The sequence below is a fragment of the Burkholderia sp. MSMB1588 genome, from assembly GCF_001546925.1.
Lineage (GTDB): Bacteria > Pseudomonadota > Gammaproteobacteria > Burkholderiales > Burkholderiaceae > Burkholderia > Burkholderia humptydooensis.
In genome coordinates this window covers 132,467-159,375 of the sequence record NZ_LNJS01000004.1, presented here as the reverse complement: position 1 = coordinate 159,375, position 26,909 = coordinate 132,467, and the positions used below count along the sequence as shown (strand labels likewise).

The 26,909-nt window shown below is 61.4% G+C and carries 27 protein-coding genes; 23 read left to right on the top strand and 4 right to left on the bottom strand.

The features are described from left to right. Nucleotides 1–29 precede the first annotated feature (29 nt). The 9 genes from WS92_RS36035 (at nucleotide 30) to WS92_RS37050 (ending at nucleotide 6,076) form a co-directional block, all read left to right on the top strand. Complete coding sequence (locus WS92_RS36035; protein WP_171845264.1) at nucleotides 30–197, top strand: hypothetical protein; 168 nt, start codon at nucleotides 30–32, stop codon at nucleotides 195–197. 54 nt (nucleotides 198–251) lie between these two features. After that, a complete protein-coding gene (locus tag WS92_RS30195; protein WP_059928777.1) occupies nucleotides 252–446 on the top strand; it encodes a DUF6900 domain-containing protein in 195 nt (64 codons plus the stop codon). 630 nt (nucleotides 447–1,076) lie between these two features. Next, entirely contained in the window at nucleotides 1,077–3,191 is a 2,115-nt protein-coding gene (locus tag WS92_RS30190; RefSeq protein WP_231755865.1) for a ParB/RepB/Spo0J family partition protein, read from the top strand. Nucleotides 3,192–3,889: 698 nt separating this feature from the next. Then, nucleotides 3,890–4,183 (top strand): hypothetical protein, encoded by a 294-nt coding sequence (locus tag WS92_RS36925; protein WP_231755864.1) that lies wholly within the window; start codon nucleotides 3,890–3,892, stop codon nucleotides 4,181–4,183. 11 nt (nucleotides 4,184–4,194) lie between these two features. Continuing rightward, nucleotides 4,195–4,542: a hypothetical protein gene (locus tag WS92_RS30185; protein WP_059928770.1), complete on the top strand. Its 348-nt coding sequence runs from the start codon at nucleotides 4,195–4,197 to the stop codon at nucleotides 4,540–4,542. Between the two features lie 62 nt (nucleotides 4,543–4,604). Beyond that, nucleotides 4,605–5,444 carry a hypothetical protein gene (locus WS92_RS30180; protein WP_059928767.1) on the top strand — a complete coding sequence of 280 codons (840 nt, stop codon included), beginning with the start codon at nucleotides 4,605–4,607 and terminating at the stop codon, nucleotides 5,442–5,444. 57 nt (nucleotides 5,445–5,501) lie between these two features. Beyond that, nucleotides 5,502–5,741, top strand: coding sequence for a DUF3717 domain-containing protein (locus WS92_RS30175; RefSeq protein ID WP_059928765.1), 240 nt, complete (start codon nucleotides 5,502–5,504; stop codon nucleotides 5,739–5,741). A gap of 10 nt (nucleotides 5,742–5,751) precedes the next feature. After that, entirely contained in the window at nucleotides 5,752–5,931 is a 180-nt protein-coding gene (locus WS92_RS36030; RefSeq protein WP_059928762.1) for a hypothetical protein, read from the top strand. Between the two features lie 10 nt (nucleotides 5,932–5,941). Continuing rightward, nucleotides 5,942–6,076 carry a hypothetical protein gene (locus WS92_RS37050; RefSeq protein WP_269435016.1) on the top strand — a complete coding sequence of 45 codons (135 nt, stop codon included), beginning with the start codon at nucleotides 5,942–5,944 and terminating at the stop codon, nucleotides 6,074–6,076. Nucleotides 6,077–6,425: 349 nt separating this feature from the next. On the opposite strand, the gene WS92_RS30165 is transcribed toward WS92_RS37050, so the two are convergent. After that, the gene (locus WS92_RS30165; protein WP_059928758.1) at nucleotides 6,426–6,728 is read right to left on the bottom strand and encodes a hypothetical protein; all 303 of its coding nucleotides are present in this window, start codon (nucleotides 6,726–6,728) and stop codon (nucleotides 6,426–6,428) included. Between the two features lie 1,580 nt (nucleotides 6,729–8,308). Here WS92_RS30165 and WS92_RS30160 point away from each other — a divergent pair. Genes WS92_RS30160 through mobF form a run of 4 tightly spaced genes read left to right on the top strand, consistent with a single transcriptional unit; the run spans nucleotide 8,309 to nucleotide 13,943 of the window. Continuing rightward, nucleotides 8,309–8,722 carry a hypothetical protein gene (locus WS92_RS30160; RefSeq protein WP_059928754.1) on the top strand — a complete coding sequence of 138 codons (414 nt, stop codon included), beginning with the start codon at nucleotides 8,309–8,311 and terminating at the stop codon, nucleotides 8,720–8,722. Then, on the top strand, nucleotides 8,719–10,626 hold the full coding sequence (locus tag WS92_RS30155; protein WP_059928751.1) for a type IV secretion system DNA-binding domain-containing protein: 1,908 nt from the start codon (nucleotides 8,719–8,721) through the stop codon (nucleotides 10,624–10,626). Before WS92_RS30160 ends, WS92_RS30155 begins: the two co-directional genes overlap by 4 nt. Before the next feature lie 18 nt (nucleotides 10,627–10,644). Continuing rightward, nucleotides 10,645–11,106 carry a protein-disulfide reductase DsbD N-terminal domain-containing protein gene (locus tag WS92_RS30150; protein WP_082743486.1) on the top strand — a complete coding sequence of 154 codons (462 nt, stop codon included), beginning with the start codon at nucleotides 10,645–10,647 and terminating at the stop codon, nucleotides 11,104–11,106. Between the two features lie 11 nt (nucleotides 11,107–11,117). Then, complete coding sequence (gene mobF, locus WS92_RS30145) at nucleotides 11,118–13,943, top strand: MobF family relaxase (RefSeq protein ID WP_059928747.1); 2,826 nt, start codon at nucleotides 11,118–11,120, stop codon at nucleotides 13,941–13,943. 545 nt (nucleotides 13,944–14,488) lie between these two features. Here the strand turns inward: mobF and WS92_RS30140 are convergent. The 3 genes from WS92_RS30140 to WS92_RS30135 all read right to left on the bottom strand — a co-directional run bounded on the left by WS92_RS30140 (nucleotide 14,489) and on the right by WS92_RS30135 (nucleotide 17,143). Continuing rightward, on the bottom strand, nucleotides 14,489–15,325 hold the full coding sequence (locus tag WS92_RS30140; protein WP_059928744.1) for a hypothetical protein: 837 nt from the start codon (nucleotides 15,323–15,325) through the stop codon (nucleotides 14,489–14,491). A gap of 379 nt (nucleotides 15,326–15,704) precedes the next feature. After that, nucleotides 15,705–16,712, bottom strand: coding sequence for an AraC family transcriptional regulator (locus WS92_RS33965; protein ID WP_082743485.1), 1,008 nt, complete (start codon nucleotides 16,710–16,712; stop codon nucleotides 15,705–15,707). Nucleotides 16,713–16,714: 2 nt separating this feature from the next. Then, entirely contained in the window at nucleotides 16,715–17,143 is a 429-nt protein-coding gene (locus WS92_RS30135; RefSeq protein WP_059928741.1) for a GNAT family N-acetyltransferase, read from the bottom strand. A 255-nt stretch (nucleotides 17,144–17,398) separates the two neighbouring features. On the opposite strand from WS92_RS30135, the gene WS92_RS30130 reads away from it, so the two are divergent. The 10 genes from WS92_RS30130 to traV all read left to right on the top strand — a co-directional run bounded on the left by WS92_RS30130 (nucleotide 17,399) and on the right by traV (nucleotide 26,906). Next, nucleotides 17,399–19,165, top strand: a complete 1,767-nt coding sequence (locus WS92_RS30130; RefSeq protein WP_231755863.1) for an ABC transporter permease subunit — start codon at nucleotides 17,399–17,401, stop codon at nucleotides 19,163–19,165. Beyond that, complete coding sequence (locus WS92_RS30125; protein ID WP_059928734.1) at nucleotides 19,162–20,187, top strand: extracellular solute-binding protein; 1,026 nt, start codon at nucleotides 19,162–19,164, stop codon at nucleotides 20,185–20,187. Before WS92_RS30130 ends, WS92_RS30125 begins: the two co-directional genes overlap by 4 nt. 1,122 nt (nucleotides 20,188–21,309) lie before the next feature. Further along, nucleotides 21,310–21,792 carry a lytic transglycosylase domain-containing protein gene (locus WS92_RS30115; RefSeq protein ID WP_059928826.1) on the top strand — a complete coding sequence of 161 codons (483 nt, stop codon included), beginning with the start codon at nucleotides 21,310–21,312 and terminating at the stop codon, nucleotides 21,790–21,792. A gap of 362 nt (nucleotides 21,793–22,154) precedes the next feature. Further along, the gene (locus WS92_RS30110; RefSeq protein WP_059928728.1) at nucleotides 22,155–22,514 is read left to right on the top strand and encodes a hypothetical protein; all 360 of its coding nucleotides are present in this window, start codon (nucleotides 22,155–22,157) and stop codon (nucleotides 22,512–22,514) included. A 10-nt stretch (nucleotides 22,515–22,524) separates the two neighbouring features. Continuing rightward, on the top strand, nucleotides 22,525–22,818 hold the full coding sequence (gene traL, locus WS92_RS30105; RefSeq protein ID WP_043283253.1) for a type IV conjugative transfer system protein TraL: 294 nt from the start codon (nucleotides 22,525–22,527) through the stop codon (nucleotides 22,816–22,818). A gap of 3 nt (nucleotides 22,819–22,821) precedes the next feature. Beyond that, the gene (locus WS92_RS30100) at nucleotides 22,822–23,412 is read left to right on the top strand and encodes a TraE/TraK family type IV conjugative transfer system protein (protein WP_059928725.1); all 591 of its coding nucleotides are present in this window, start codon (nucleotides 22,822–22,824) and stop codon (nucleotides 23,410–23,412) included. Beyond that, the gene (locus WS92_RS30095) at nucleotides 23,351–24,079 is read left to right on the top strand and encodes a TraK domain-containing protein (protein ID WP_082743484.1); all 729 of its coding nucleotides are present in this window, start codon (nucleotides 23,351–23,353) and stop codon (nucleotides 24,077–24,079) included. Before WS92_RS30100 ends, WS92_RS30095 begins: the two co-directional genes overlap by 62 nt. Next, nucleotides 24,072–25,472 (top strand): TraB/VirB10 family protein, encoded by a 1,401-nt coding sequence (locus WS92_RS30090; RefSeq protein WP_059928722.1) that lies wholly within the window; start codon nucleotides 24,072–24,074, stop codon nucleotides 25,470–25,472. Before WS92_RS30095 ends, WS92_RS30090 begins: the two co-directional genes overlap by 8 nt. Then, nucleotides 25,465–26,262, top strand: coding sequence for a DsbC family protein (locus tag WS92_RS30085; RefSeq protein WP_231755862.1), 798 nt, complete (start codon nucleotides 25,465–25,467; stop codon nucleotides 26,260–26,262). Before WS92_RS30090 ends, WS92_RS30085 begins: the two co-directional genes overlap by 8 nt. Further along, nucleotides 26,259–26,906 (top strand): type IV conjugative transfer system lipoprotein TraV, encoded by a 648-nt coding sequence (gene traV, locus WS92_RS30080; protein WP_059928716.1) that lies wholly within the window; start codon nucleotides 26,259–26,261, stop codon nucleotides 26,904–26,906. The genes WS92_RS30085 and traV overlap by 4 nt, the downstream gene beginning before the upstream one ends. Nucleotides 26,907–26,909: the final 3 nt, after the last annotated feature.

The following is a 26,909-nucleotide window of genomic DNA, read 5'->3' as shown; positions in this document are numbered from 1 at the left end:
CGCTGCGGCCGGCACGACAGGAGAACAGCATGCCCCGATATTTGATCGATGCGATTCTGGCCGCAATCGTCGAGAACGCCTTCGGTCCCGAGATGCTGGACGTGTGGGACACCGAAGCGGAGATCGAAATCCTGCCGGCTTCGCTTCGTTATGCCTTGCTGGAAGCGTTTCAGGCTGGCCAGTGCGCACGGAGATAACCCATCCACGGGTGCCGGCGTCGCCGGCGCCCTGCCACCAACGAGGCTCCCATCATGACGAAGGACGAACTCGAAGCATTGCTCGAACGCATTGCGTTCGAGCATCTCGGGCTGGACACCCTGGAAACGCGCCATCGCGATTCGCTCGATTTCCACGATTGCTCGGTCTGGAGCATCCGCGACGCGTTGATCGCGGCGTTCGAGGCCGGCGTCGTGCACGGTCGTTGGCTGGCGATTTCGACGAACTGACGCGCGGTCGCCGGCCGAATGTTCCACGACCCGCCCGGCCCGGCGGGCCTGGGTGGCCGCTGGAACGCGGTTGCCCGTCCCTGTACGGCGGAATGTTCCACTGCCGCCGGGCAAGCCCCAGCCGCCGGCATCAAGCGGCCGGCGTGGGCATGGATGCATCGCCCCAGTTCAAGGCGAACGATCCGCACCGTTCCTTTCGTCCAGCCGGCGCACGGCACCTTGCGCGCCGGAATCACAGGCTGTCCGCTCCTGGGGCTCGTCCGCCGCTGGCGCCCGGCCCCGGCGCTGGCCGCCCCGCCAGCCGCGCACGTGAACGTGCGCGGAGTTCGCGCTCGGGCCGCGCGTGCGGCCCGGCGCCGGCGACGTCCGGGCTCCGGTCGCTGTCCTCGCGTTCCAGCCACCGCCGTCGGCGCATCAGCTGCCATCGGGCCGCCTCATCCCGACGCATAGTGCGGTCCGCCGTCGCTGCAAGGGTTCGCGTTGCCGCGCACCGCGCCCGGTCGCCGGGCCTTGCGGCCGCGGCGCTGCGGCCTTGTGCGCGCCCTTGCAGCGCCTGCGCACCCGCACTCCCGATGCGTCGAGGCGGCTCCGAATGGCAGCATTTTCCACCCCGACGTAAAGGAGGCTTGTATGAGCGCAGTGACCACCGAGATCCCGGCCCTCGCCCACGACGCGGGCGTTCCCCCCGCACCCCCCGAGGCTCACCGAACGGCAGACGACACGCGAGACATTCCGCTCAAACGGCTCGTCGCGTCCCCTTACAACGTGCGGCGCGTGCCGCCCACCGGCATCAAGGAACTTGCGTTCAATATCTGGCACAGCGGCGGGTTGCTCCAAAACCTCGTCGTTCATGCGATGAAGGTCGGTTCTAGGAAGGCGCAGAAGTTCGGCGTCGCGGCAGGAGAGCGCCGCCGTCTCGCGCTCGTCTACCTGCTCGAACACGATTACATCGCTGACGACTATCCGGTACGCTGCCTCGTCGTGCCGGTCAAGGATGCCGTGCTGCTGTCGGCGACCGAGAACGAGATGCGCGAGCCGATGCACCCGGCCGACGCCTGCGACGCGTACCGGATTCTGGTCGAATCCGGACGGTCAATCGAGGACATCGCCGGGCTGTACGGCGTGCACACGAAAACCGTGCAACGCCGCCTGAAGCTTGCGAGCGTGTCGCCGAAGCTGGTCGACCTGTTTCGCGCGGGCGAGATCAAGCTGGACCAGATGCAGGCGCTCGCGCTGTCGGACAGCCACGACGAGCAGGAGGCCGCGTGGTTCGAGGCCGAGCCGTACAACCGCGACGCCCACACGATCCGCCGTCGCTTTGTGCGCGACGAACAGTCGTTCGTCAGCAACCGCGTTGCGAAATTCGTCGGCGTCGAGGCGTTCGAAGCGGCGGGCGGTGCCGTGCGGCGCGATCTGTTCTCCGCGACCGAGGACGCGTGGTATCGCGACCACGCGCTGATGCTGCGCATCGCGACCGAACAACTGGAAGCCATCGGCGCGCCGGTGTTGGCCGAAGGCTGGGCGTGGGTGAAGGCGTTGCCGGAATGCCATCACGTTACACGGTCACAATTCGCCTCCCTCATGGCGCGTCGTGCGGAACCCTGCGACGAGGCGGCGAAGGAACTGGTGGAGATCGAACAGCGCCTTGCCGAGATCGCCACGCAACTGGAGGCCGACGACACGGACGACGAGACCTACGAACGGTTGGTCGCGGAAGAGGACGCGCTGACGCTGCGCTCGGATGAGATCGAAGAATCGTTGCTCGTCTATCATCCGGACGATATGGCGCGCGCCGGGGCGATCGTCACGCTCGATTCTGACGGCGAGCCGGTGGTCGAGCGCGGGCTCGTCACGCGGGAACCGGCCAACATCGCTGCTCACGACGACGACGACAGAGACAGCGGGAACGGCGGCGGCGATTCGTCGGTCGGTCACGCCGCGCATGTCGCCGCGTCGGATGCGAAGCTCGCGAAGGGGCCGCATTCCGAAAAGCTGACGCTACGCCTGAATGCGCGTCGCACGGCAGCCGTCGCCGCCGCGCTCGCGAAGCAGCCACACGTCGCGCTGGCCGCGCTCGTGCACCGACTGATGGCGGGTGACTACGGCCACAGTACCGAAGGAAGCGCGCTGGCCGTGACGTTTCGCGAACAGTCCTATAACCTCACGAAGCACGCGCCGGAACTGGATGATGACCTCGCCCGTGCGGCGCACCTCGCACAGCGTCGCATGTGGGCTGGCGTGATCCCGAACGACAGCGACGCGCTGCTGCGCTGGCTGATCGAGCAGACCGACGAGCGCTTGCTGCTCATCCTCGCGCAATACGTCGCATCGAGTGTCGATGGCGTGTCCGCCAACGAGCGGCCGCACGCGATCAACGCACTGATTCCGGCTCTCGGCCTGAACTTTGCGAACGTATGGCAACCGACGAAGGCGTCGTACTTCGATCACGTCTCGAAGCAGCGGATCGTGGAGATCGTCAGCGTGGTCGTGTCACCCGCCGAGGGGATGAGGCTGGCGAAGCTCACGAAGGCGGATGCGGCGACCGAGGCCGAACGCCTGATGGCGGGGCGTGGCTGGCTGCCGGAGCATTTCGCGAATCCGGAGGCGTTAAGCGTCGAACTGTGGGATCGGCGGCAGGAAGCGGATCCCACCGACGCCGACGGCGGGGATGCCGAGGACCGCGACAGCGATGCCGATGGTGCAGCTGATCGTGAAGCCGACGCTGACGACGACCGACCGTATTAGACCGTGCAGGTGCCGACTCCGTAGCTGAGTCGGCTGAAACGCTCCGCTGCGCCCCGCTCGCCAGTTTGTGGGAGCGGGCTTTGTTCGTGCCGATAGCTCATGCGGGTCGCTTCCGTTTGCGTTGGCGCGTACCTGCGCATCCTCTCCCGTAAAGGCTCACCGATGTCGCCGCACGCGGGCGTCGGCCTGCAACGTGTCCTGGTGGTCGATCCGTAGTCCGTTGTCTTGGGCGTCTCCCTCCGCTGCGCTCCGGGCCGGGGCTGTCGCGCTGCGTCGAGCCTCGCTGCGCGAGTCTCGCCTCTTCGGGCTTCCATCCCTGACGCCGCCGCGCCGTGCCGGCGCTGCTCCGCTTGCCCGGCCTGTCGGCCGCACTCAGCGCCCGGCTTGCGCCGGACGAAGGGACGCAGTGCCGCGAGCGGCCCCGCGTCGTGTGGCCGGATCGGCCGGGGACAGCCGTGTTTGCGCTCCATCCTTTCGCGCCGGGTTAAGCGCGTGGACCTGCCTTTCGGCGCCGCCTCCTTTCGACGCATAGCGGAGCGTGCCAGGCGCGCAAGGGACTTTCGCGGCATATCCTCGCCCGCCAACTGCGCGGGCTGCGGTATTCCACGGTTCCCTTGCACCCCCGTCCCGCCCCGCTAAAAGCGCGTCGAGGCGGCTCCGAAAGGCAGATCCACAACCCGACACGAAAGGACGGAACCATGAGCGCAAACACCCCCGACCAATCCAGCCACACCCACAACGCGGGCGTTCCCCCCGCACCCCCCGAGGCCCACCAAAAGGCAGGTGTCCCGGTTCGGCAAAGCCTGCTGCGTCGGATTGCCGCTTACTGGCTCGCCTGCAATGCCGATGCGGACATCCGCGTGATGCACCGCTGGCGTCGTGAGGACGACGACGTCCGTGCAGTCCGTCTCGAAACCGTGATAGCGGGCCAAGCCAAGCGCGTGACCCTGTACCGCCATGCCCCCGGCGCATGGTCCCCGATGCCCCTTTAAGGAGAACCGCCATGTTCAGAGCTACGACGGCCCCCACCTCCTACCTGCTGCCGATGCTGCGCCCCGTCGCGGTCGACCGACCAGCAGCGAATGACTCCCGTCCGCTCGCGAGCTTTCCGGACGCGCTTGAGATTCGTGTCGCATGGGCTCTCGACACGTTTGCGCAAATCGAAGGGGATCGCAACGCGGACGATCTTTTCGACGAGGCGACGTCGGGTGCGTACGACATGGGCTTCGACGCCTACCCGAACGTACCGATGCCGGAGTTTTTCACGGCCGAACCGCGTCTCGCCGCGAGCTGGCAGGACGGATTTGCTGCAGCACGGTCCGTACATCAGATGCCCGACGACATTCTCTAAACGAGCCTCGTCGCCGGTCCCACTGACCGGCGAAATCTCCTCTTCACCGATTGGAGCACGTCATGAATCCCACCCAGATCGCAGGCAAGCTGGTCCACAGCGACCACCCGAACAAGTGGCAAGTGATTGGCGGCACCCTGTCCGCGAGCGAAATGCTGGCGGCAGTCGAATACGTGTGGCAACACCACGGCAGCGCCCTGATTTTCGCGGGCGCGTACTTCTATGTCGAGCCGCTGATGAAGATCAAGCGCACGATTGACGACCTGATCGCGAAGGCTCGCGAACTGTCCGCCGATCAGCATGGAATGGACGTCTGCAACCGCCTCGGCTTTTCGCTGGGCAGCCTGCAGTCGGGGCTTTGGTTCACGGGAGACGCCATCGACCTTTGGTCGCTGTTCGATCTCGCCCCGGCGCTGAAGTGGGACGACGGCATCCAGCATGTCGTTGCAGGCTATGCCAGCAGCGTCAACGCTCGCGCGCGCACCGTGCGGGACAACGCGCGACTGGTCGAGCGTGAGGCGCTCGTCGCGCGGCTGGAATCGTACATGCGCGCGACTCGTGCGTATCTCAGGGTTGCCGACGCCGATCATATCTCGCGTCGTACGCTGATCCTTGCGGCATGCAGCGCATGGGGCGAGGTGCGCAGCGCGCTGGCGGCAGCGAACGGCGAGGTGTCGGCGCGTGTCGAACAGTGCGCCGAAGATGCCTGCACGCTCGCCAACCGGGTCGGCGCGATGCCGGGAATCCCGCGCGACATGCCAGAACAATTCGAAGGTCAGCCGGTCCTGATGCAGGCGTGGAGCGATGGTGGTGCCGGATTGCCGCCTGACACCATCACCCGCGACATGCTGCAGCACGAATTCGACAGGATCCGCGCCGACCTGACACTGCAGAACGCCTGACCCATATCGGGATTTCGACCGCGCGCGCCAGTCACGGCGCGCTCTCTGGAGAGCGTCATGATTGCCGTCACCGCAATGGTTCGCATCGAGCAAATCGAGGCCGCGATCAACGTCTGGCGTGAACGCCGTCCCACACCGGAGACACCGAACGCGTGCCCCACGTTGTGTGCCGAGGCGCGCGCGCTGGCGGATGTCTACGCGCTGATGATCTATCGTAAAGACGCGGCGATCGACGCCAGCATCCTGACGACTGTCCAGGCCGCCGCGCTGCAGGACGCGCATGTGCAACTCACCTGAGGACGCCACCATGCCGGCATATACGTATCACGAAGCGTGCGACTGGATCGTGACCCGCGCGGAAGCCGAGGCCGAAATCGCGAAGCACGACGCCGAAGGCGGATTTGCCGCGTTTCTCGTGGAAGTCGGCGACCGCGAAGAATACGAGGGCAAAGAGGTGCTCGACTGGCTCGGCTATTCGAGCCGATAGGCAGGATCCTGTGATCTACCTGACCAGCTCGAGCGTGAAGGCTTTTGACGTCACCGGTGTACCGACCGCCGACATCGAGCAGCCGCTATTCGTGCGTGACCTGTGCGGCCGGACGCTCGCGGAAATCCCACCGGACGGAGCGTAGACGCTGAACAGCCTCATCGCGCAACTGAATGAGCCGCGCGTGCGCGCATGCGTCTCGGCCGCCGGTGGCGCCGACGCATATCTCGGGGCGTTCTGGATCGGTGGCACCGAAGTCTGACGACGTACGGACTCACGCAGACGTACGTCCCCTTCGGCCGCCCTACGACCGTAGGCGGCATGCGGGCGCTTGCGGATCGCGGTGGCGTCGCGGGCGGTCGGGTGCTCGCGGCTGCGCCGCAATCACCCGGCCGCCCGCGACCGATACGTTGTCCAGTTTGCGCGGCGCGCAAATGAAACGGGGCAGTCTCGCTCAGCGCAAAACCCGCGCTTCGCCAGACTGCCCCCAACACTTACACCACCGGTGCGTCTGCCGGTTCGCCTTGTGCCAGCGGCTTGCTCACCTCTTGCTCCTGCGGCTTGACACCCAACGCGCGCTTGATCGCGTCGATCTTCTCTTTCCATCGCGCGGCCGGGATCTCGTCCAGTCCTTCCGACCGTAGCAGCTCGAGCACCGCCTTCTGATTCCGCTCACGATCCTTACGGATCTGTTCGCGTTGCTCGTCCTGCAACCGCTTCAGCCTCGCGGCCGCCTTCGCGATCTCCTCATCCAGCGATCGCGGCTTGCGCGCCGGTTTTTCCGATAGCTCACTCATCTCAGGTCACTCCGTTTCGCGGTATCGGCCCTCGCCGCGCATTTTACCGCTCGCGCGCCGCACGCGAACACTGTCCAGTTGCCCGCTGGCGGGCAACACCGATCGAGCGCGGCAACCGTCTGCCGCACTCGATACCCCGCGCGATCCACATACCCACCGCGCCCCGCGCTCACCCCGCCGTTGCCCACACTCACGTGTGGACAACGGCGCGCGGCGCCCGGCCACGTGATCAGTGCGGATCACGGCCGTCCGGTCGGCACCGTGGATATGTGGATCGCGCGAAATTCAGCCAGTTCGGCCGCGCCACCGCGCGTCCGAATTTCCATGCTGGCCCGCCATCCGTCTTGCGGGCCAGCCGCGTCGCGCGGGCCGGATTTTCACTCGCTCCCGCCAAGTAAAAATCCGGCCCGCGCGAACATCACTCCAGTTTGCGGAATGCACGCATTCCGCAAATGTTCGATCCTCCGCCCGACACCATCGTCGAGCGGATACGCCGATCGTCCACGGTCGCCCAAATTTATCCCGACGCCGCATTGACCACAAATCCACCGCGCCCCGCGCCCACCCCGGAGTTGCCCACGCGTGGACAACTCCGCGCGGCGAACGGCTCCGTGATCCCGCTCAATCACGGCCGTTCGTCCGGCACCGTGGATGTGTGGACAATGCTCATCAGTCCACCTGCGCCTCACCTACTGCTCACCTTTCTCCAACTTCCACCGCCGCGCCGAATTTGCAATTTCCGTGCTGCTTCCGCTCGCTGCGTTCCTGCGCAGGTTGCACTGATCTGCTCCACTTCGTTCCGAGGCCGGACGCCGAAAATCCACCCGCCTCGCTACGATCCGGCTCCTCGCAGTTCCACCCGTATGCGTCGCTCCCTTGAGCGGGAGACGGCGCACTTCTCGGGTGAAATCTGCGCTGCTCCGGAAAGGCCTGAAGTGATGAACGCTACGAGCTCTACAGGGGGCGGGGGAATCCCCGCCCCCTTCCAAGCTCGTCACACACCATGCAACGTTGTTGCGGTGTGTCGCGCCTTGCGGCGCGACGGTTCGGCGTGTCAGACACCTACGCGATTTAGCGCCGACAGGATGGGATCGCAGCGGCGCCACACTCGCACGTGGCCGGCTATTGCGGGTCAGACAAAATCGCAGAAAAAGCACATGATTCGGATGCCGAATGAATTGGGTGAAACGATGGAAGCCATGACAATATTGCGCTGCGTCGTCAGACAGGCGCGCGATATTTGTCTGACACCCAGTGGCGAAAAGGCAGCTCATTCGCAAGCCTGCTATGGCTCTCTCGCGTGTGACAAAGCGATACTCAGTTCGAGCGGAGAATTCGAAATCACCCGGAAAAGCATGTCGGCATTGGGATGCGATGTCAGACACCGGAATGCCCCGTGTATGACAAATCACGGACATCACTTTGAATTCAAAGGTTTTCTTGCGACTCGCCAAGGGCCGTGGTAACGTCGCATCACAAAATGCTGTCGTGAGGGCTGTAATCGAGCGATGTTCCGCACGTGAGTCGAGGTTTTTGCCCGACTTTTCGTGCACGCGCTCTTTTCATTCCGGGTACATCCCATGCCTTCACGAAGAAAAGCATCTGGTGTCGAAACCGGTCGCGTCAGTTTCCGGGACGCTCCCGAAACCGTCCGGTTTTACAAGAAGCAAGCGCAGGCCCGGGGCATCTCATTTTCCGAATATGCACGACGGCTCGCGGAGCGCGGCGCCTTCACCGAATCGATCGAGTCGCTGATCAAGTCAGTTGACGCGTGCACGGCACGCGCGCAGAGCGTCGTCGATGCGGCCAATGCGCTTGCCAAACCTACCGCGGCTGGTTCCGCCAGCGTGTTGTCCCAAGATCTGGCTCGCGCGATCTTTCACTGCCAGTTTCTGCTCGACGAGATCGTCACGCGCAACGACATGTCCGCAACGATTCGGGCCAAGGATGCGGCGGAACGGTTGGCGGCCGAGCTGCTCAGGGGCGCGCGATGAAGGCGGATAGCAAGGCAGGCGTCGGCCACCATTTCAGCATCGGTTCCGAAATATGGATGCACCGCCTCGCCCTCATTTTGGTGGCAGTGCGCAATATCATCCTGGCGAGCCTCGCGGCCGGCCTCGTCGTCGGTGCGCTCTATTTATGGTTGTTTGCACCGCACGGGTTTTGGCCAGATCTCGCGGACAACGTCCTCGCGCATATTCGCAGCACGTTGTACATGACCGCTGCGCCGATGAATTACAACCGCGACGGCGTCGTGCTCCCGTTGTCGGTCGACCAGGTCGTCGTCTTGACGGATCCGGTATGGGGGCGCGCTGGGTCCATCGTGCGGAAATTCCTGATCCTCGCGTGCACCGTGGCGATCATCGTCGCGATGCTGATCGGCACCTACTGGTATGAGTTCGGTCGGGCCGCGATGAAGGATACGCAGATGCGGGGTGCAACGCTCGCAACCGGACCGGAGCTCAAACGGTTGCTCGAGAAGGCCGACGACGCCAGTCCCTACCAGCTCGCCGGCGTGCCGATGCGGAAAAAATCGGAGACGCTTCATACCATCATCACCGGTGCGCAGGGTACCGGCAAGTCGCAGCAGTTTTTCGCGCTGATGAAGCAGGTCCGCGCGCGCGGCAAGCGCATGATCGTCTATGACCCGTCGGGCGAGTTCACCGCTGCATTCTATCGACCAGGTGTCGATATCATCATGAATCCGTTCGACGACCGCGCGCCGAACTGGAATATCTGGCAGGAGATCGAGGAAGAGTATCACTTCGACAATATGGCCTCCGGCCTGATTCCCAATCCGACCGAAGCGGACCCATTCTGGGCAATGGCCGGACGCGAGGTGTTTCGTGACGTTGTCCAGGTGCTCCAGCGGGAGAACCGGATGACGAACAAGAATCTGTATTCTTCTGTCGCGCTCAACAACCTCGATGGCATCTACCAGTTGCTGCGAAACACAGCGGGCGCATCGTATGTCGATCCGATTACCGAGCGGACCGGCATGTCGTTGAAGATGACAGTCCAGAACCAGTTGTCATCGTTCCGATACCTTCGCGACGACGGTCCGCATTTCTCGATTCGTCGCTGGATCCAGCAGGAAAGCGACTCGTGGATGTTCATCTCGACGCGCGAGGAAATGCGCGAGGCGATCAAGCCCATCCTTTCGCTTTGGGTCGACATCGCGATCAAGGCGGTGCTTGGGCTCGATCCAATTCATCAGGAACGTCTCTGGTTTTCGCTGGATGAGCTGCCGACCCTCCAGAAGCTCGATATCCTCAAGCAGGCCCTGACCGGCACGCGGAAATACGGTATGTGCATGGTACTCGGCGTCCAGGACTTCTCTCAGATCTACGAGATTTACGGCATTCACCTGGCGACCACCATCATCTCCGGCTGCCAGACGAAGCTGTTGTTACGCGTCACCGATGGCGAAGCGGCGAGAAAGCTCGCGGAGCTGATTGGCGAAGGCGAGATCGAGGAAAAGGACGAATCCGTCAGTTTCGGTCTCAACTCTCAGCGTGACGGTGTGAGCATCGCCAAGCGCCGGCAATTGCGCGACCTCGTGCTGTCGTCGGAGATTCGCCGCCTCCCCGACATGACCGGCTATCTCGTCGTGCCGGGCAACTATCCGACAGCGCGCGTTTCCTACGAGTACGTTCCGTCGCCCAAGGTTGTGCCGGCCTTCGTCAAGCGGCGCCCGTTCGGCGAGCTTTTCGCCGGTGGCGGCGCATCGCCTGCGGACGGGCCAACGCCACCGGAGCCGTCATCTGGCTCGCCGGCGACCCCCGAGGACTGGACGACCAAGCCTGAGATCCTCGCCGAACCGGTGCAATACATCGACCCGGACACCGGCGAAGTGGTGTCGACCGGACGCAGTGCGTGGCAATTCACTCGAATCTGAAATCGCGGAGACCAGCCGATGAACCGACGCCTCTTTCTCGCAGCACTTGCCCTCCCTGCCCTCGCCGCTCCGGGCATCGGGATCGCTCAAACCGCAGCGGGCCCCGACCACCTGCTCTCGCCGGAAATGGCTTTCCGGATGCACTATCTCCAGGTCGCCAAAGGCTACCTGAGCATCGTATTTCGGATCGCTCCCGGCTACCGGCTCTATCGCGACAAGATCAGCGTGACGACGCCAACCCCGACGCGCCTGATCTACAACGTCGTGAAACCTCCCGGCACGATGCATTTCGACGCGACGCTCGGCAAGACCGTCGAGACCTACGATCGCGAAACCCGTGTCGACGTCATCATGACCGAAGGGCGCCCGGTCGATCTCGTCGTCACGATCCAGGGATGCGCCGACGTCGGTGTGTGCTTCCCTCCGCTCGAACGGCGGATCCATCTCAGCCGGCAGTACGACCCAGTGCTCGGGTATTAGGGGAATGTGCCATGTTGAGTTTGCACAACGTCAGCAACGCCGCGCAGGCTCAGACCTATTTCGCGAAAGACAACTACTACACCCAGGACGAGAACGCCGAGCATTCGGCCTGGTTCGGCAAGGGCGCCACCATACTCGGCCTGTCGGGAAAGGTCACGCCAGCGCAGTTCATGAACCTGCTCGAGGGGCGCGTGCGCGATCAGCAGCTCGGAAAATGGGTGATCGACGAAAAGACCGGCGAGCGGAGGCAGGAGCATCAGCCGGGAATCGACCTGACATTCTCGGCGCCCAAGAGCGTCTCGTTGCTTGCCGAGGTTGCCGGCGACAAGGGCGTGCGCGCGGCGCATGAGCGGGCCGCCGAGGTTGCGCTCACCTACATCGAGGAGCAGGTGATCCGGACCCGTGCGACCAAGAACGGGGTTACGTCGCTCGAGTACACCGGCAACATGATCGTCGCCATGTTTCGGCACAACACGAGTCGCGATCTGGATCCCCAGACCCACACGCACGCGGTGCTGATCAATGCGACGCAACGGGAGGACGGTCAATGGCGGTCGATCGACAACCGCGAGATCTACCAGATCCAGAAATTGGCCGGCGCCATCTACAACGCCGAGCTCGCTGGTGGCCTGCAGCAGCTCGGGTACCGTCTCACGAACCCGGATAAGAATGGCAACTTCGAAATCCAAGGCGTCTCCCGCGAGCAGATCGAGCATTTCAGTCAGCGGCGTGCGGCAATGAAGGAGGTGCTCGAAAAGCAAAACACGACGCTCGATGCGGCGAGCGCCGCCGAAAAAGAGCGTGCCGCGCTGGCGACGCGCGACCGAAAGAAGGATGTCGATCACCAGGAATTGCTCGACGATTGGAACGCCCGCGCCGAGGAGCACGGCATCGATCTGGACGGATTGCGTGCGGCTGCAGCAAAGCGTAAGGAGGAAGGAATCGACATCCCGCAACGTCTCACAGGGCGCGACGCGATGTCGTTCGCCGCGGCGCACCTGATCGAGCGCGAGGTGTCGGTCGACAAGATCGATCTCGTCAAGATCGCCATCGAACACGGGACCGGGCGGGTTGGTGCCCGGGAGGTCCTGAGCGCGTTCGACGATCTCGAGAAGAAAGGCGATCTGATCGCCCTTCCCGATGACAAATACACCACGCGCAAGATGTTCCAGAGCGAGCGCTGGGCGATCGACTTCGTTCGCCAGCAAAAGGACCGCGCACCGATCGTGCTGGATGCCGCGACGGTCACGCAGCGGATCGCCGCGTCCGAGAAGGAACAGCCGTTCCCGTACGCTACGGGGCAGAAAGACGCGATCGTTCTGGCCTTGACGTCGCCGGACCGCTTCGTCGCGGTCCAGGGCCTCGCCGGCACCGGCAAAACGACCATGTTGCGCACCCTGAACGACATCGCGGTCTCGGAAGGCTATGTCGTGCGCGGAATGGCGCCGACCGGCGCCGCTTCCAAGATCATGGTCAAGGAGACCGGAATCGCCGCCGATACTGTCGCGATGTTCCAGATCAAAGAGCGGCAGCTGCAGAAGGACATCGAGTTCGCCAAGCAGTTCGCGCCGGATTTCGTGCGAAGGCCGGAACTGTGGGTCGTCGACGAGTCGTCGTTTCTAGCGCAGCGCCAGCTGGCGCAGATCCACAACCTGGCCGAGAAGGCGAACGCGAAGGTGGTCTATTTGGGCGACAAGCTGCAACTGCAGGGTGTCGAAGCCGGCAAGCCGTTCGAACTGGCCCAGGACCATGGGATCGCAACCGCGCACATGACGGAAATCAACCGTCAAAAGACGCCGCACATGCAGAAGGCCGTCGACATCATCACCGGCCGTAACCTACTCAAGGCGGGCGAGCGGCTGACCGATATCGAGCTGAAGCGCAATCTCCAGTCATTCGACTATCTTGCACGCCAGGGCAAGGTGACCGAGACCGAAGACGTGCTCGGCGATGCGAAAAGCCGTTACTTTGCCATGTCTCCGGAGGAGCGGGCCGCCAGTATCGTCATCACCCCGCTGAACAAGGATCGTGTCTCGCTCAACGACGACATACGCGCGGAGATGTGGGCACGAAGGGAACTCAAGGGGCGCGAGTCCGCCCTAGAAATCCTTGTCTCAAAGGGGTGGACTCGCGCGATGATCAAGGAAGCGCAGTACTACACGCCGGGCGACGTTGTGCGCTTCAATCGCGACTATCAGCAAATCGACGCTAGCAAGGGCGATTATGCGCGGGTCTTGGGCGTGGATCACGAACTGGGTGTGGTGACGATAGAGAAACGCGACGGCACCAGACTCGACTGGGAGCCCGCGAAACACAATAAGGTCGAGGTCTACGATATGGAGCAGCGTCAACTCGCGGTTGGTGACGTGATTCGGCTCACCCGAAACGACGACACGTTCAAGAATGGTGAAACGGCGAAAGTCATCGGGCTGCAGGGCGGGCTTGCGGTGCTGGAGGTTTCGGACAAGGCTGCTACCTCCCACCACCATGTCAATCTCAACACCAGTCAGCACTGGGACCACGCCTATACGTCGACGATCCACGCAGCGCAAGGCGCGTCCAAAGCACAGGTGATCTTCGTGATCAACATGCCCGACATCGACCCGGAGAAGCCCAAGCAGGCAGAGCAGATGCTCGAGGGATTCGCCAAAGTATTCGGCGATCGTAGCTACTATGTCGGCGTGACGCGCGCGTCACACGACATCGCGATCGTTACGAACGACGTCGGCCTGACCAGGCAGGCCATCACGCAGCAGCAGGACAAGACCACCTCAATCGGGGCACAGAACGAGCACGACAGATCTGATGATGTTCAAAGGAAGGAACGGGAGATTTAGATGTAAAAGGTTGGACTAGGTAAAACAGGCAGTGTCAGATCGCTGACTCAGTTCGGCCAAGTGCGGTCGTTCGCCATCACCGACACGCGGTCGTTCGAACGACTGCTCCGCTCAAACAGCCGAGCCTCACGATCGCTTCGTATTGAAGCCGAGATTGAATAACCAGGGCAACTAGAGTAACGCCAAGATACCATGTTTTATGCCTTCACTCGTCGTCAATAAAAGCATCGCGACGAGGCTTAGACGCATTAAACAAATCAACGCGCTTAAGATGATTTCTCCGCCCAGCGCGCATAATAGAACGCTTAGCCTTACGGCCAACGACTCTGTTGCGAACAAGCGCATTAACTCTACCAAAGGCACTTGGTGCGTATACTCTTGGACTGCACTCCTCTTCAGAGGCAAAGATTTCCGGCTTTTTGTCATCCTGCGACCTCATGGCACTAATCTTATCGTCAGTGTCGGCCTTTGAGTCGCGTTGCGAAAGCCCGGTGCATGCACCATGCGCATGTTGCTCGCTCGGTGCGCAGCCTGCATGCAGGGTGCTATCCCGCCTTGTTTTTCCGCCAGTCACGTACCCAGCGAGCAACAACGACCTCGCTATGGAGCAGGTCAGGCCATTTGTCGCACATATCGCGCGCGAAAGCGGCCGCAGTTGGATACTTTGATGGAGATCGCTCCCACATTTGCCACAGTTCGTACACCTCATTCTTCACCATCTGGATCGGGGATTTCTTATGCCGTGCTCTTGCAGCGCGCGCCATCCTCTCACGGCTCGACTCCGTCTGGAAGTAGAAAGCCATTTCCATATGGTTGCTCCAACGCGCAATCGACGCGAACTGCCATGCCAGTCCCAGCTCGTACAGCGCGCGTTCCTTGTTCTTCGACTTGAAGTGTACGATCAACTGATCTAAGACCGCCAGACCAGTAGCGGCACATAGATTCCCTATCGTTGCAAATGGTTCTTCCGAAACCTCCTGAAATGAATACTTCGTCAGGGAGAGGTAAGGACCATCGTCCAACTCCCCATCTTCGTGCCAACTTTCAAACATGACTAGAAGCGATTCAAGAGGCGCATCTCCGTCTCGGAGCACGATGTTCGCAAGAAACTCATCCGTGGAAATCTTACGGGACCGATGAACGGAACGCCAAGTTTGATTCCATATCTGGACAGACCAATCGACAAAGCTTTGCGTTTCTTCGAGGTTGTGTTCGAACATCCTCACGTTGATTTGACCGTCTTGCGCTGTTTCAGTGAAGTCGTAACCTCGGACTTGTTCACTCAACTCCAGTGCCACTGGAGCGAAATACTCGGGTAACCGCGCCGAAGCCTTATGCGAGAGATACGCCGTAAGCGCCCCGCTTTTAAATTTGTATCCCATATGTCGGCCCATTATTCGATGCATCGCCGAGAATACCAGAACGGGATTCCGTAGGTTCCGGCCTTCGCATGATCCAACCACTCTGGCGGCCCAGTGGTATGCAGTGTTGAACGACCGCTGCACCTTGTAAGCGGCCGTTGAGGCGGCGTCGGCCCGAACGGCAGATGAGGGTCGAACACCGCCATTGGCGACGAGCGATCGTATTGTCTGAGACCTAATCTGACGTTGACTGACCGGTCAGGTCTCGGCCTATACAATTTGATGCACCGAAGCTTGCCAACGACGGCAACGTCTGGTGACGCTCCGGTCTCGGCCTTCAACGTTCTTGCCGACACGCAAGCTCATGACTTGTATCAAGCTGTAGCCAGCGCCTTATTGATCACGGGCGACCCCAGCGCGCTTGCGCGCGTTTAAGCGCGAAACTTGAGCCATATCCGAGATCACGAGCCAATGTCTTGGCGGAACCCGGACCTGCTTGCAGCAATTCTGCCGCGCGAGCCTTTCGAACTTCGTCGCGGAGCCCGCGAAATGTCACGCCCGACCGCTCGAACTCGCGCTGCATCCCGCGGTGGGATATCCCAAGCCTTTCAGCCAATTCCGTGGAATGCACTCCGCCGTAGCTCTCATGTAACAGTTGCAGCGCCATCGTGACCAGTTGCTCTGGTTTCCACGCTTCAAATTCTCGCTCACGTTGCGCGCATAGGTGCTTTGCGAGTTCGAACTCTATTTCATGCCGGTATCTAAGGCGAGTTTCAAGCTCCTTTCTGGGAAAGATGATAGCTGTTTTAGCCGCCTCAAACTCTACATCGCAACCGAACAATTCGCGATACCTACGGGCGTTTTGCGGTCTTGCGAAATCTAACGTAATCCGCTTGTACGCAGGTTGATAGCCCAGCAGGTCCTCTATCTCGCGCTTGAAAGCCGCGGCGGCCATCCCCGTGTTAAGGGCTCTGAGGTCCGATCGGTATTTGTACCCACTGATCGTGACTACTGCGTCGTCCTCGTCTTCGCCTAACTCAGTATCAAAGTACGAAATCGCCAGTCGTGGAAATGTGTAACCGAGTCGAAGTGCAGCTCCTAGCGTCGGACTGACAAGCATCGCATGTCCGCGGACACCATATGCGGTGACCGGGATCGATTGGCCGATCGTGACGCCAATCGACTCGTCGCCTGTTACCCGAAGGGCATTTGCAAAGACAATCAGCTCCTGCGCATGAGATACGACTAACGCGGGCCGAGAGAGATCCGTTGTCGTTATTCCCGACCCCTGCAGGAGATCCGAAACTGAGTACCCCGCGCGCTCGAGCACGCGAACTGCAATGATGATGGTGTGCAATGGGGCGGGACGCCGGCTTGCGAGATCGACGCCGGAGGTTCGTTGGGCCATTCTTATCGACCCTCGAGTCGTTTCCTGAACACGACTTGAACGCCGTAGGCATCGAAGTCGCCGCGTATCCAGCCTCGACGTTGATAGAAGTGGTCAGCGTTGGATCCCGGATCGGTGACGAGTGTGACTTCTTCAACGCCCTTCGATTTCAGCCAATCGAGGGATCTGTTCAACAACTCGCCACCGATGCCACGTCCATGATAGGTCGGGCGGACAAACAGCGCACCGATCATCGGCACGTCGCCCAATATTGGCAGGCACACGCCAGCTGCCACCCCAGTCGACGAATCCGTGCAGATCCACCCGCCTCCCTGGTCTATTTGAGCGACGAGCAGGCTCCGGTCCAGCAAATGGACTTGATGTGGATAAATACGGTTCTCCCGGACCGAAAATCGTACTTCGTAGAAATTTCCGAGATCGCTTTCTACCATGGACCTATAGGCAAAGTGAGAAGCACTATCTTTTTTCAATGTCGTGATCCATTTATTAATGACGGTTGTCAACGAGCGAGACCTGTGCTCGTCGGTGAATAATACGATATCGCCTTTGCGCTAAAATTGTGCTGGCGCGAAGAGTGTCCATTTTGGCGCAAACTGTGCACTAACGCTATTGCGGTGCCGCAGAATCTCGGTAAGCTCTGGTCTGTCCACGGCGCAATACCAGCGCACAATTTTGGAACCGGGGCCATGAGCATTCTGCGTATTTGGGACACTCCGCAAGCAAAAACAACCCTGCATTTCGGATGCTGGCCGGCGGCTATTGTGCTTGCCGTCGGCATTTTAATTCCGTTACTTATTGTGCTTTATGTTTCATTTTGCGAACCGCTCGATTTTGGTGGCGTTGCGTGGACAAAGCACTCCTTCGCTGGATATTTCAACTTGATCTTGGACAGGGATTTCGACGGAAATCTGACGTATCGATCTGCGTATCTTCTTGTCTTCACGAGGTCCCTTCTCTTCGCGACAGCTACTACCGTCATTTGCTTTCTTCTCGGGTTTCCGACGGCGCTGTACATCGCAACGCAGGCGGCCAGCCGCAGGTCGCTCTTCCTTCTACTCGTTTCAGCACCCTTCGTCGTAAGTCTCGTGGTACGGGCCTACGGTTGGGTCATTTTGCTGGCGGACGGCGGCATTGTGAACCAGGCAGCGAACCGCCTGCTTGGTCAGGTGACGGGATTGGGGCTGCTGTATACCGATATCGCAACCATGATCGGCCTGGTTTCGATCTTTTTCCCGTTTATGGTTTTGCCGCTCTACGTCAGTTTTCGGGAATTCGATTTCGAAGTTGCCGAGGCAGCATCCACCCTTGGCGCGACGCCGTGGCAGGCACTAACGCGCATCCTGATTCCGGCATGCGCGACGGGTATTCGCGCTGGCGTTGCGTTGATCTTCGTGCCGGCGCTCGGCTCTTATGTGATCCCTGATCTGTTAGGCGGCGCAAAGTCTATGATGATCGGAAACGTAGTCCAGCTCGCCTTCACCTCGGATCGCAATTGGCCGATGGGTGCATCGCTTTCAATTGCCTTGCTCTGCATCGTCGTCGCGGTTACTTGGTTCGCGCGGCGCACGCCGCTCGACGTAAATCAAGGTGGTATCGGTCGAGACGCACGTGTGCCATTTCCGGGCGTCGAATGGATTGCAGTGCCTACAGTTGCGTTTCTGTATTTCCCCATCGCTGCGCTGTTCATCACGAGTTTCATCGACGGGCCGTCGGCGCTTATTTTGAGCGGATGGGGCGTTAAGGGTTACCGCGACATCATGGACGACCCCAATCTATTGCGCGCCGCGTGGACTTCGTTGACGTTGGCAAGCGCAACCGTCTGCATCGTGAGCGTGTTGTCCGTCGCCGCCGCGGTCACGATCGGATCGACGCGTGGTCGCGCCCTGACAGTCTTTGAGGAGGCAATGAAGTTGCCGCTCGTAGTGCCGGAAATCGTGCTCGCCGTGGCGACCCTGTTGGCTTTTTCCGGAATGATGATCGAACTAGACTTTGCCACGCTGGTTTTTTCGCACGTCGTTTTCTGCCTTCCCGTCGCGTACATTCCGATTCGCGCGGCGGTGATGAAAATCGATCGCGATCTGCTCGACGCGGCCGCAACCCTATCGGCAACACCATGGAGAACTTTCTGGAGTGTCACGTTGCCACTGATCTGGCCAGGTGTGCTGACCGGCGCAATTCTGAGTTTTGTGACATCGCTCGATGATTTTGTTACGTCGTATTTTCTGGGCGGCGCCGGCCTCATCACGCTGCCGACATACATCTACGGCGCATTGAAAGTCGGGCTGACGCCGAAGGTCAGTGCGATATCCACTATCGTGATTGTAACGTCCGTCGTACTTGTGGTTCTCAGTGCATTCGTCAACAAAAGAGGTCGGTCACGCGACAGGGACGCTGTACTGCCCGCCGCGCTTCCGACCGCGACCGCGGTTCAACTTTCAGGGAATCTTGGATGAAAAAGCTGTTGCTCGCCGCCGCATGCTCGATCGCGCTACACGGCCAGGCCGCGGAAGTGCATTTCGCAAACTGGCCGGACTACTTTCCGACGTCTCTCCTGGCGAAGTTCCAGAAGGAAACGGGAATCAAAGCCACGCTGGATACGTACGACAGCGACGCGACGTTGCTCACCAAGCTGCAGGCGGGGGCCGGAAACTACGATGTGGTCGTCGCCGGCGACTATTACGTGCCAATCCTGGCAAAGGGAGGACTGCTCCTGAAGCTCGACAAGACCCGGCTGCCGAACTCGTCGAATATCAAGCCAGAGTATCTGCATCCACCATTCGATCCGAACCGGGATTACGCGATGCCGTACACCATCGTGCTGACTGGGGTCTCATATGACAGTGCCCGCGTAGCCGGTGGCACTCTTCCAGATACATGGCGGTCCTTTTTCGAACCGAGCGAGAAGCTTCGCGGGCAGATTGCCGATCTCGATGTTCAGGAGGAGCTCTACATGGCGGCCAGTTGGTATCTTGGTCAGGATGAATGTACGGAGAAGCCCGCGGATGCGAAGCGTGTGCTCGACGTGTTGCTCAAACAGAAGCCTTACGTGAAGGTGTACAGCAACGACGGGACAATTGATCGAATTGCTTCTCGGCAAGTCGTTGTTCAGCAGAATTGGAATGGTGCGACGGTTCGAGCGCAAAAGATGCTCCCATCCGTCCGATTCTCATACCCGAAGGAGGGTGTCCGCCTATTTATGGATAGCTTGCTGATCCCGGCCAAGGCGAAGAACGTTGACGCGGCATACACATTCGTGAACTGGATGATGAAGCCGGAAAATATCGCGGTCGTCTCGAATGCACAGAAGTACGACAACGAGATCTCGGGCGCTGAGCAGTTTATGGATCCGGACATCCTTTCGAACCCGGCCATCGTTACCCCGGCATCGCTAAGGGGGCGGTTGCGCCCCTACAAACCTTGTTCGCCGGCGGCCTTAGCGTTGCGTAGCAAGGTCTGGGCGAAGCTGAAGGAGTAGTTCCAGGACCCATGACCTTGCGAACCCAGGCCCGGGACGGTTCAGTATGAAAAACAAGTTGACGAGACCGCTGTAGCAAAATACTATATTTTGAAACTTCAATATATGACAATGTGACAACCCGGAAGCGAAAATTCGACACTAATTTAGATAAAGATCGCCGTAGCGATATGTATCCCTCTAAGATGACAGGCTTGTCGATCTTGGAGATGAATTTGAGTCGAATTACGGAGTCCGAGTTTCGAGAGTACGCCCGGGCCGGGGCGATCAAGAACGCTCGTGTCGAGAGAGCTCTTGAGGGCTACATCCTCGTGGTTGAGCTTACGTGGAAAGACGGGCTGCACACGCTTTTCACGACTCGAGATCACCCACGAGCGTGGGCGAGTCTTGATCGTATGGTCAGCTACCTCGAACGCAACGACCTCAAGCTCACCGCATTTGAGCTCGAGTGGGACAAAAAGGGCGGTGACGTAAGAAGGTAGTTAATTAAGCTGCATCGGGAGCGCGCCAACGCTGTCGATTGCCGCGAGCGGTAGAAGCGGCCGTACCGGATGCGCCAACATCCGATACGACCTAACCAAGGTACAGTTCTGAGCGAGAGTGCCCGTGGCTGGTCCTATTATACGACCATATTTGCGATTCCCAGTGGCGTCGACCGCTGGATTTTCGCTATTTATCTTGTCGATTGTTGCCATTTGCTTCGCGCGCAACATACTCGGGGAAATCTCCTGGCGAGGCCTCTCAAGGTCGCGCCTTCGATCGACGCTGTGTGCCGTATCTCGGTTGTCTTGCGTCGAACATCGCCCCCCCACGGTTTGGCTCATCGTACAACACGTCACGAACTCCCCCGGAGTCCCGTCTGGTCACGCGTTTACATCTAGCCGCGTGCCTCGGATAGACCAGACGGGCTTTCGGCCCTCGGCAACCATGATTCCGTCGAGGGCCGCTTTTCTCTTTTCTTTCCTCTCTCACCACCAGCATTTTCCTTTGTCGGCCCTCACTCGAGGCTGGTGGCTTTGCTGCGGACATGTCCATTACAGGATGTGTGCGCAGCGCTTTTTATTCCATGCAAGTCGCCGTTGACCGGCGCTTGTACTAACACCAACTGACCCGATGATACGCATGAATATCAGCTCACGTCCGATTGGTAGGTTCGTACTACTAATATTATTGGTGTTCGGACATGCATCAATCGGGCATGCGGCCTGTTGGAATGAGGCGGCCGCTTTGTACAACGTCGACCCGATCCTGCTGAAGGCGATCGGCTGGCACGAATCCCGCGGCTGGAGCGGCGCCAAAGGCCCGGTCCTGCCCGACGGAAACCGTGCAATCGGCGTCATGCAGATCAATACGGTCCATCTGCCAACCCTCACGCGCGCCGGGATTCGGAGAGAAGACCTACTCGACGCCTGCACAAGCGAGAAGGTTGGCGCCTGGGTGCTCGCGAATTGCATCAAACAGTTCGGCCCGACGTGGAAGGCAGTCGGCTGCTACAACACTGGTCCGGCCTCCAGCAACGTAGCCGCGCAACTGCGATACGTGAGAAGCGTGCAGCGCTATTACGCCGCCTATCAGCATGATGCGGCCAGGGAGCAACAGAAATGATCCGGCTGGTCGTCATTGCGCTATCGCTCGTCATCGGCGCCGCGCATGCCCAGGCGCTTGCGTCATCCAACCCAGTCGCTCGACTGTCGGACGTCGCGCAATTTGGCATGCGACCTGACGGTGACTTTGTCTTGTGTGACGGACCGGAATGCCCGCAACGGACGCTCAAGCATCTCGCCGTCTCTGTCGCACCACGTTCTGTCTCGACGCCCCTCCCGGCCGATACCGAGTCGCCCGCGCGTGCCCGCTCCCCCGCGAAGCGCGTGCGCCGACACCGGCAGACACCTCACCGCAAGCCCGTGGTGACGTGTACGCCGGCTGCTCGTTCCACCCCGTGACGTCACCTTCATTGAGGAAATCCTATGTCGACGTTGAACCATTCCCCCACGGCCAGCGCAGCCACGCTCGAGGATGAACGCTTCGAACAGCTGCGGCAATGGGCCAAGGCGTTGTTGCTCGTCTGCCTGTTGATCGGCCTGTTGTCTTTCATCTCGCACACCATCGCGGCCGACGGTACCGAGTTCCAGGATGCGTCCACCAAGTTCGAGGGCTGGGTGAAGGGCAACCTCGGCAAGGTGTCTGCCCTCATTTGCGTCGCGATCGGCATGCTCGTCGCCGCGGTCCGCAAGGATTACCAGTGGATTCTCGGCGGCGTTGCCCTCGGCATGCTGGTCGGCATCATCGTCGGGATCATCAACTCCAGCTTCACGGCAACCATCTAAGGGAGGGCCCATGTCAGCCGACGATCTGTCCCACGCCGTGCCCCTGTCCCTCGACGACCCACCCAAGCTGTTGTTCTGGGACTGGGACGTCGCATGCATCGCCATGTTCGGGATCATGTCGGGTCTCGGCACCGGCTATCCGATCGTCGGCTTCCTCCTTGGTATCGGCCTCGCGTGGGCGTATTCCCACTTCTTCAAATCGGACCTTCATCCCGGCATCGCCGCGCACCTGATCGCGTGGATCGCTGGCATGCCGACGCCATCCGACCTGCCACCGACCCATCTTCGCGAATTCAAGGGCTGAGCCATGCGTCCAGACATCGCCAAGAACGAACGCGACAAGCTGACCGACACGATCCGGTTCCACCGAAAGATCATCTCGGGGCAGGCGATCGCCAATGTCCTGCTGGCGTTGCTGGTCGGCTGGACGGTGCTTCACGACACCACTCGGATCGTACCGCCTGAAGTCAAACGCCCTTACCAGATCGGCGCGGGCCAGGCCGATCAGGACTATTTGAGCGACATGTCGGGCTACGTGCTCAGCCTCATATTGACGTCGACGCCGGAGACCGTCGACTACAACAACAGCATCCTCCTCAAGCTGGTAGAGCCCGATCAGTACCCGGTTTTCAAGACGCAGCTTGATGCGGCGGCGATCCGCATCAAACGCGAAAAGATCACGACGATCTGGTCACCGCAATCGCAACAGATCTTCGTGGAGGCCAAGCGCGTCATCTGGAAGGGTACCCTCAAGACCTACATCGGGGATCAGCCCGTCTCGACGCTGCCTCACACCTATGTCGTTGAGCTTCCCATCTCCTTTTCAGGACGGACCTATGTTCGCAAAGCCGAGGAAGTGCTGGACAGCACTCGCGCTGCTGCTGGCCGCAGCCAGTAATACTTTTGCGGGAACGGGCGCCGCCCTGTCGGAATACAACGTCTCGGCGACCGAGCAGAACCGGCTCGCCATCGACGGCCGAAAGATCACGCAGATCATCCCGAAGCAGAAAGGCGCGCTCACGTACGTCAAGGATCTGGCCAACGGTGTGCTCTATTTCACGTTCGCCGACCCGGACGCCGCGCAGGGCACCGAGTCGCTCTTCGTGGTCGACGACCACAACGACACCTACCAGTTGCTGCTGCAGCCGCGGCGCATGCCGAGCGCCAACATTGTCGTGCCCGTGCCCGGTGGTGGCGAGGTCCGCCGCACTCAAGCGATCTCGACGCGGACGTCGTCGTATCAGTCCGCCATCAAGAGCCTGCTCGAGGAGATGGTCGCGGCGCACGATGACCAGGACGCGCAATCGAGCGCGGCCGTGACGCCCGTCAACCAGATGGTGCCGCTCTGGCAGGAGGCGCAGCTGACGCTCGAGCTGCGCTATACCGAGGACGACCTGGTCGGCGAGCAATACCGGCTGACCAACGTGTCCACCGGCGACATGGTGATTGCCGAGCAGGAGCTGTATCGCAAAGGCGTGCTCGCGATCGTGGTCGATCAGCAAACGCTGGCGCCCGGCGACTCGACGGCCGTCTATGTCGTGAGGGGGCGCACCGATCATGAGTGATACCAAGCCGGTCGTCGCGTCGAACGATCAAACCAAGCGCCGGCAGCGCCTGGTTTTGATCGGCGCGATCGTCGTCATCGTCGCGATCACGGGCGTCGGCCTGATGTTGACCGACGACACCGCGCCTCCGCCGAAACTCAAGCCGATCACGCAGGCAATACAGCAGCCTGGAACGATCGACGATCGCGACGCGTGGCGTGCGAAGTCGGCCTCCACGATGGCCGATCTGGAGCAACGTGTTCAACGGCAGCAGGCCCGTCTTGAAGAGCAACAGGCGGCGATCGACAAGATGGCGTCCGCCGCCGCTGCCCAGCAGGCATCTGCCGCTGTGGCGGCATCCCTTGCGGCCGCGGCATCCAGCGCGGCGGCGACTGCAGCGACGCCGGCGTCGAGCGCGACTGCAGCCACGACGCTGAACAAGCCATTGCCGGTCACCCCGCGCGGTTTGGGCGGAAAGCAAGTCCTGGCGCCTCCCGGCGGCACGCTCGCGCAGCGCATCGACGGTAGTGACGCAGCGCCACGTCAGCTCGAAATCATCTCGTTCGCCGATGACGGATCCGGCTCGGGCGCCGACAGCTCGAGTTCCGCAGGCTCCAGCGGCGGAAAACAGGAAGTCATCGGCTTTCCGACCGACCCGAAGGCGCGCCGCTACGCCACCACGAAGGGAAATAGCTCTGCCACCTCGAGCAGCGGGCAAGGCCTCGTCAATATCCTGCCGGCCGGGTCGTTCTTCCGCGTCGGCATGCTCAATGGCGTCGACGCGCCGACCGGCGGCCAGGCGCAGAGCGATCCCCTGTCGGTGGACCTGCACGCCCTCGAGGCCGCCAACCTCCCGAACCGCAAGCGCCTTGATCTGCGCGATTGCCGCGTGGTCGCCGCCACCTGGGGGGACCTGTCGTCGGAGCGCATGATGGGGCGCACGCAAACGCTGTCCTGCATTCTGGAGGGCAAGTCCATCGAGATCCCCATCAAGGGCAAGCTGATCGGCGAGGACGGCAAGGAAGGCGTGCGCGGCAGGCTCGTGACGAAGCAGGGGCAACTGCTCGCCAATGCAATCCTCTCGGGAACCCTCGGCGGCATCGGCCAGGCGTTCCAGCAATCGGCCACGGTCACCTCGATCGGCGGTGGCGGCATCTCGCAGACCGTCGACAGCGGCCAGGTCGGGCGCGCCGCGATCGGCGGTGGCGTCGGTTCCGCCGGTCAGATGCTCGCCCAGTACTACCTCAAGGCAGCCGACAAGTTGTACCCGGTGATCGAAACCGACGCGACGCGCACGATCGAAGTCTCGATCACGCAAGGCACGTTCGTCGACGCCTCCACCGCCGCCCTCTTCGATCGACGCGACAGCAGCCGTCGCAGTGGCGATCGCTCCCGGAGATTCTCTGATGACTAATCGTATCCGCCTGAAACGCGCGATTGCTGCCGTGACCGTGGGCGTCCTCGCCGCGTCGACGCTTGCGGCGACCGCCGCCGACAGCCAGTCCGTCGCGGCCCACCTCGCCTCGCTCTATCCCAACACACCGTTCCGGGACGTCAAGCCGGCGCCGGTCGCGGGGCTCTACGAGGTGACGATGGGGCAGAACATCGCGTACACCGACGCGAGCGGCCAGTATTTTCTGTTCGGCCATCTCTTCGACATGCAGAACCAGGTCGATTTGACCGAACAGACGCAGGCCCAGGGCTACAAGACCCGTTTTCCGGCGCAGTTTCTCGATCACGCAATCAAGACCGTGCACGGCAACGGCAAGCGTGTCGTCGCGATCTTTTCCGATCCCGATTGCCCGTATTGCCGTGCTATCGAGAAGGAACTCCAGCGCGTCGACAACGTGACCATCTACACATTTCTCTACCCGCTCGAGTCGATCCACCCCGGTGCGACGAACAAGTCCATCCGCATCCAGTGCGCGACCGATCCCGCGATGGCATGGCGAGACTGGATGACGAGCAATCGGCTGCCGCCCCTGGTGGCGTGCCATCACCCGATCAATGACAACCTGGTTCTCGGTTCACGGCTCGGCGTCACGGGTACGCCGACGCTGATTGCCGAAGATGGCCGGATGCTGCCGGGGGCGGTCTCCGCGACGCAGCTCGAGGCCTGGTTGAATGCCGGACAACGCGTGCCCAGCGCAGGCGATCAGGATAGCGCAGCGACCAGTGCGCCGGCGCAGGGAGTGGCGCAATGATTGCCCGCTCGTTCCTGATGGTCTCGGCAATCGTCGCGGTCGTCTCCGCGTGCAGCTTCTCCGGCCTCGACGCGGAAAGCAAGTTCGCCTGTAAGGCGCCGGATGGCGTGGTCTGCGATTCGATGACGGGCTCGCTCGCGAACCTGCAGGCTGGAAACGTCCGCGGCACGCGCACGAGCCAGTTGGCCGCTGCCAGTGCGCCGACATCGAAGACGCCGGCCCAGGGCGCGGTGCTCGCTCGGCCGCTTTTCAGCGGCTCGCCGATCCGCAGCGCGCCGCATGTCGTTCGCGCGTGGATCGCGCCGTGGGAGGACGCCGACGGCGATCTCCACGACCAGAGCTACATCTACCTCACCACCGATACCGGTCGCTGGCTCGTCGAACACAACCAGCGGCGCATCCGCGACCTGTATCGGCCGACGGTCGGCGGCACCGTTGCGGCGGACGCGAGCGCTTCGCCGAAGGTCGAGCCGCCGTCGGCAGCAGCCGCCCTCGGGTCCGGCGGTGCCGTCCAGGCCGCACAGGGCGAGCTTCTCAAATCGGCTCGCGATGCGATGGACTCGGCCCAGCAGGCGGTAAGGCAAGCGCCGATGTCCGGCGATCTCCTGAAAAACCTCGCGACCGGCATTCGCTCGCCGCAATAACGG

Excerpts from the sequence above, each read along its gene's own strand:
- WS92_RS30175 (WP_059928765.1), top strand. The coding sequence starts at position 5,502 with ATGATTGCCGTCACCGCAATGGTTCGCATCGAGCAAATCGAGGCCGCG.
- WS92_RS36925 (WP_231755864.1), top strand. The coding sequence starts at position 3,890 with ATGAGCGCAAACACCCCCGACCAATCCAGCCACACCCACAACGCGGGC.
- mobF (WP_059928747.1), top strand. The coding sequence starts at position 11,118 with ATGTTGAGTTTGCACAACGTCAGCAACGCCGCGCAGGCTCAGACCTAT.
- WS92_RS30155 (WP_059928751.1), top strand. The coding sequence starts at position 8,719 with ATGAAGGCGGATAGCAAGGCAGGCGTCGGCCACCATTTCAGCATCGGT.
- WS92_RS33965 (WP_082743485.1), bottom strand. The coding sequence starts at position 16,712 with ATGGCCCAACGAACCTCCGGCGTCGATCTCGCAAGCCGGCGTCCCGCC.
- WS92_RS30110 (WP_059928728.1), top strand. The coding sequence starts at position 22,155 with ATGTCGACGTTGAACCATTCCCCCACGGCCAGCGCAGCCACGCTCGAG.
- WS92_RS30095 (WP_082743484.1), top strand. The coding sequence starts at position 23,351 with ATGTTCGCAAAGCCGAGGAAGTGCTGGACAGCACTCGCGCTGCTGCTG.
- WS92_RS30185 (WP_059928770.1), top strand. The coding sequence starts at position 4,195 with ATGTTCAGAGCTACGACGGCCCCCACCTCCTACCTGCTGCCGATGCTG.
- traL (WP_043283253.1), top strand. The coding sequence starts at position 22,525 with ATGTCAGCCGACGATCTGTCCCACGCCGTGCCCCTGTCCCTCGACGAC.
- WS92_RS30130 (WP_231755863.1), top strand. The coding sequence starts at position 17,399 with ATGAGCATTCTGCGTATTTGGGACACTCCGCAAGCAAAAACAACCCTG.
- WS92_RS30085 (WP_231755862.1), top strand. The coding sequence starts at position 25,465 with ATGACTAATCGTATCCGCCTGAAACGCGCGATTGCTGCCGTGACCGTG.
- WS92_RS30195 (WP_059928777.1), top strand. The coding sequence starts at position 252 with ATGACGAAGGACGAACTCGAAGCATTGCTCGAACGCATTGCGTTCGAG.
- WS92_RS36035 (WP_171845264.1), top strand. The coding sequence starts at position 30 with ATGCCCCGATATTTGATCGATGCGATTCTGGCCGCAATCGTCGAGAAC.
- WS92_RS30100 (WP_059928725.1), top strand. The coding sequence starts at position 22,822 with ATGCGTCCAGACATCGCCAAGAACGAACGCGACAAGCTGACCGACACG.
- WS92_RS30165 (WP_059928758.1), bottom strand. The coding sequence starts at position 6,728 with ATGAGTGAGCTATCGGAAAAACCGGCGCGCAAGCCGCGATCGCTGGAT.
- WS92_RS30150 (WP_082743486.1), top strand. The coding sequence starts at position 10,645 with ATGAACCGACGCCTCTTTCTCGCAGCACTTGCCCTCCCTGCCCTCGCC.
- WS92_RS30190 (WP_231755865.1), top strand. The coding sequence starts at position 1,077 with ATGAGCGCAGTGACCACCGAGATCCCGGCCCTCGCCCACGACGCGGGC.
- WS92_RS30180 (WP_059928767.1), top strand. The coding sequence starts at position 4,605 with ATGAATCCCACCCAGATCGCAGGCAAGCTGGTCCACAGCGACCACCCG.
- WS92_RS30140 (WP_059928744.1), bottom strand. The coding sequence starts at position 15,325 with ATGGGATACAAATTTAAAAGCGGGGCGCTTACGGCGTATCTCTCGCAT.
- WS92_RS30125 (WP_059928734.1), top strand. The coding sequence starts at position 19,162 with ATGAAAAAGCTGTTGCTCGCCGCCGCATGCTCGATCGCGCTACACGGC.
- WS92_RS30090 (WP_059928722.1), top strand. The coding sequence starts at position 24,072 with ATGAGTGATACCAAGCCGGTCGTCGCGTCGAACGATCAAACCAAGCGC.
- WS92_RS36030 (WP_059928762.1), top strand. The coding sequence starts at position 5,752 with ATGCCGGCATATACGTATCACGAAGCGTGCGACTGGATCGTGACCCGC.
- WS92_RS30135 (WP_059928741.1), bottom strand. The coding sequence starts at position 17,143 with ATGGTAGAAAGCGATCTCGGAAATTTCTACGAAGTACGATTTTCGGTC.
- WS92_RS30115 (WP_059928826.1), top strand. The coding sequence starts at position 21,310 with ATGAATATCAGCTCACGTCCGATTGGTAGGTTCGTACTACTAATATTA.
- traV (WP_059928716.1), top strand. The coding sequence starts at position 26,259 with ATGATTGCCCGCTCGTTCCTGATGGTCTCGGCAATCGTCGCGGTCGTC.
- WS92_RS30160 (WP_059928754.1), top strand. The coding sequence starts at position 8,309 with ATGCCTTCACGAAGAAAAGCATCTGGTGTCGAAACCGGTCGCGTCAGT.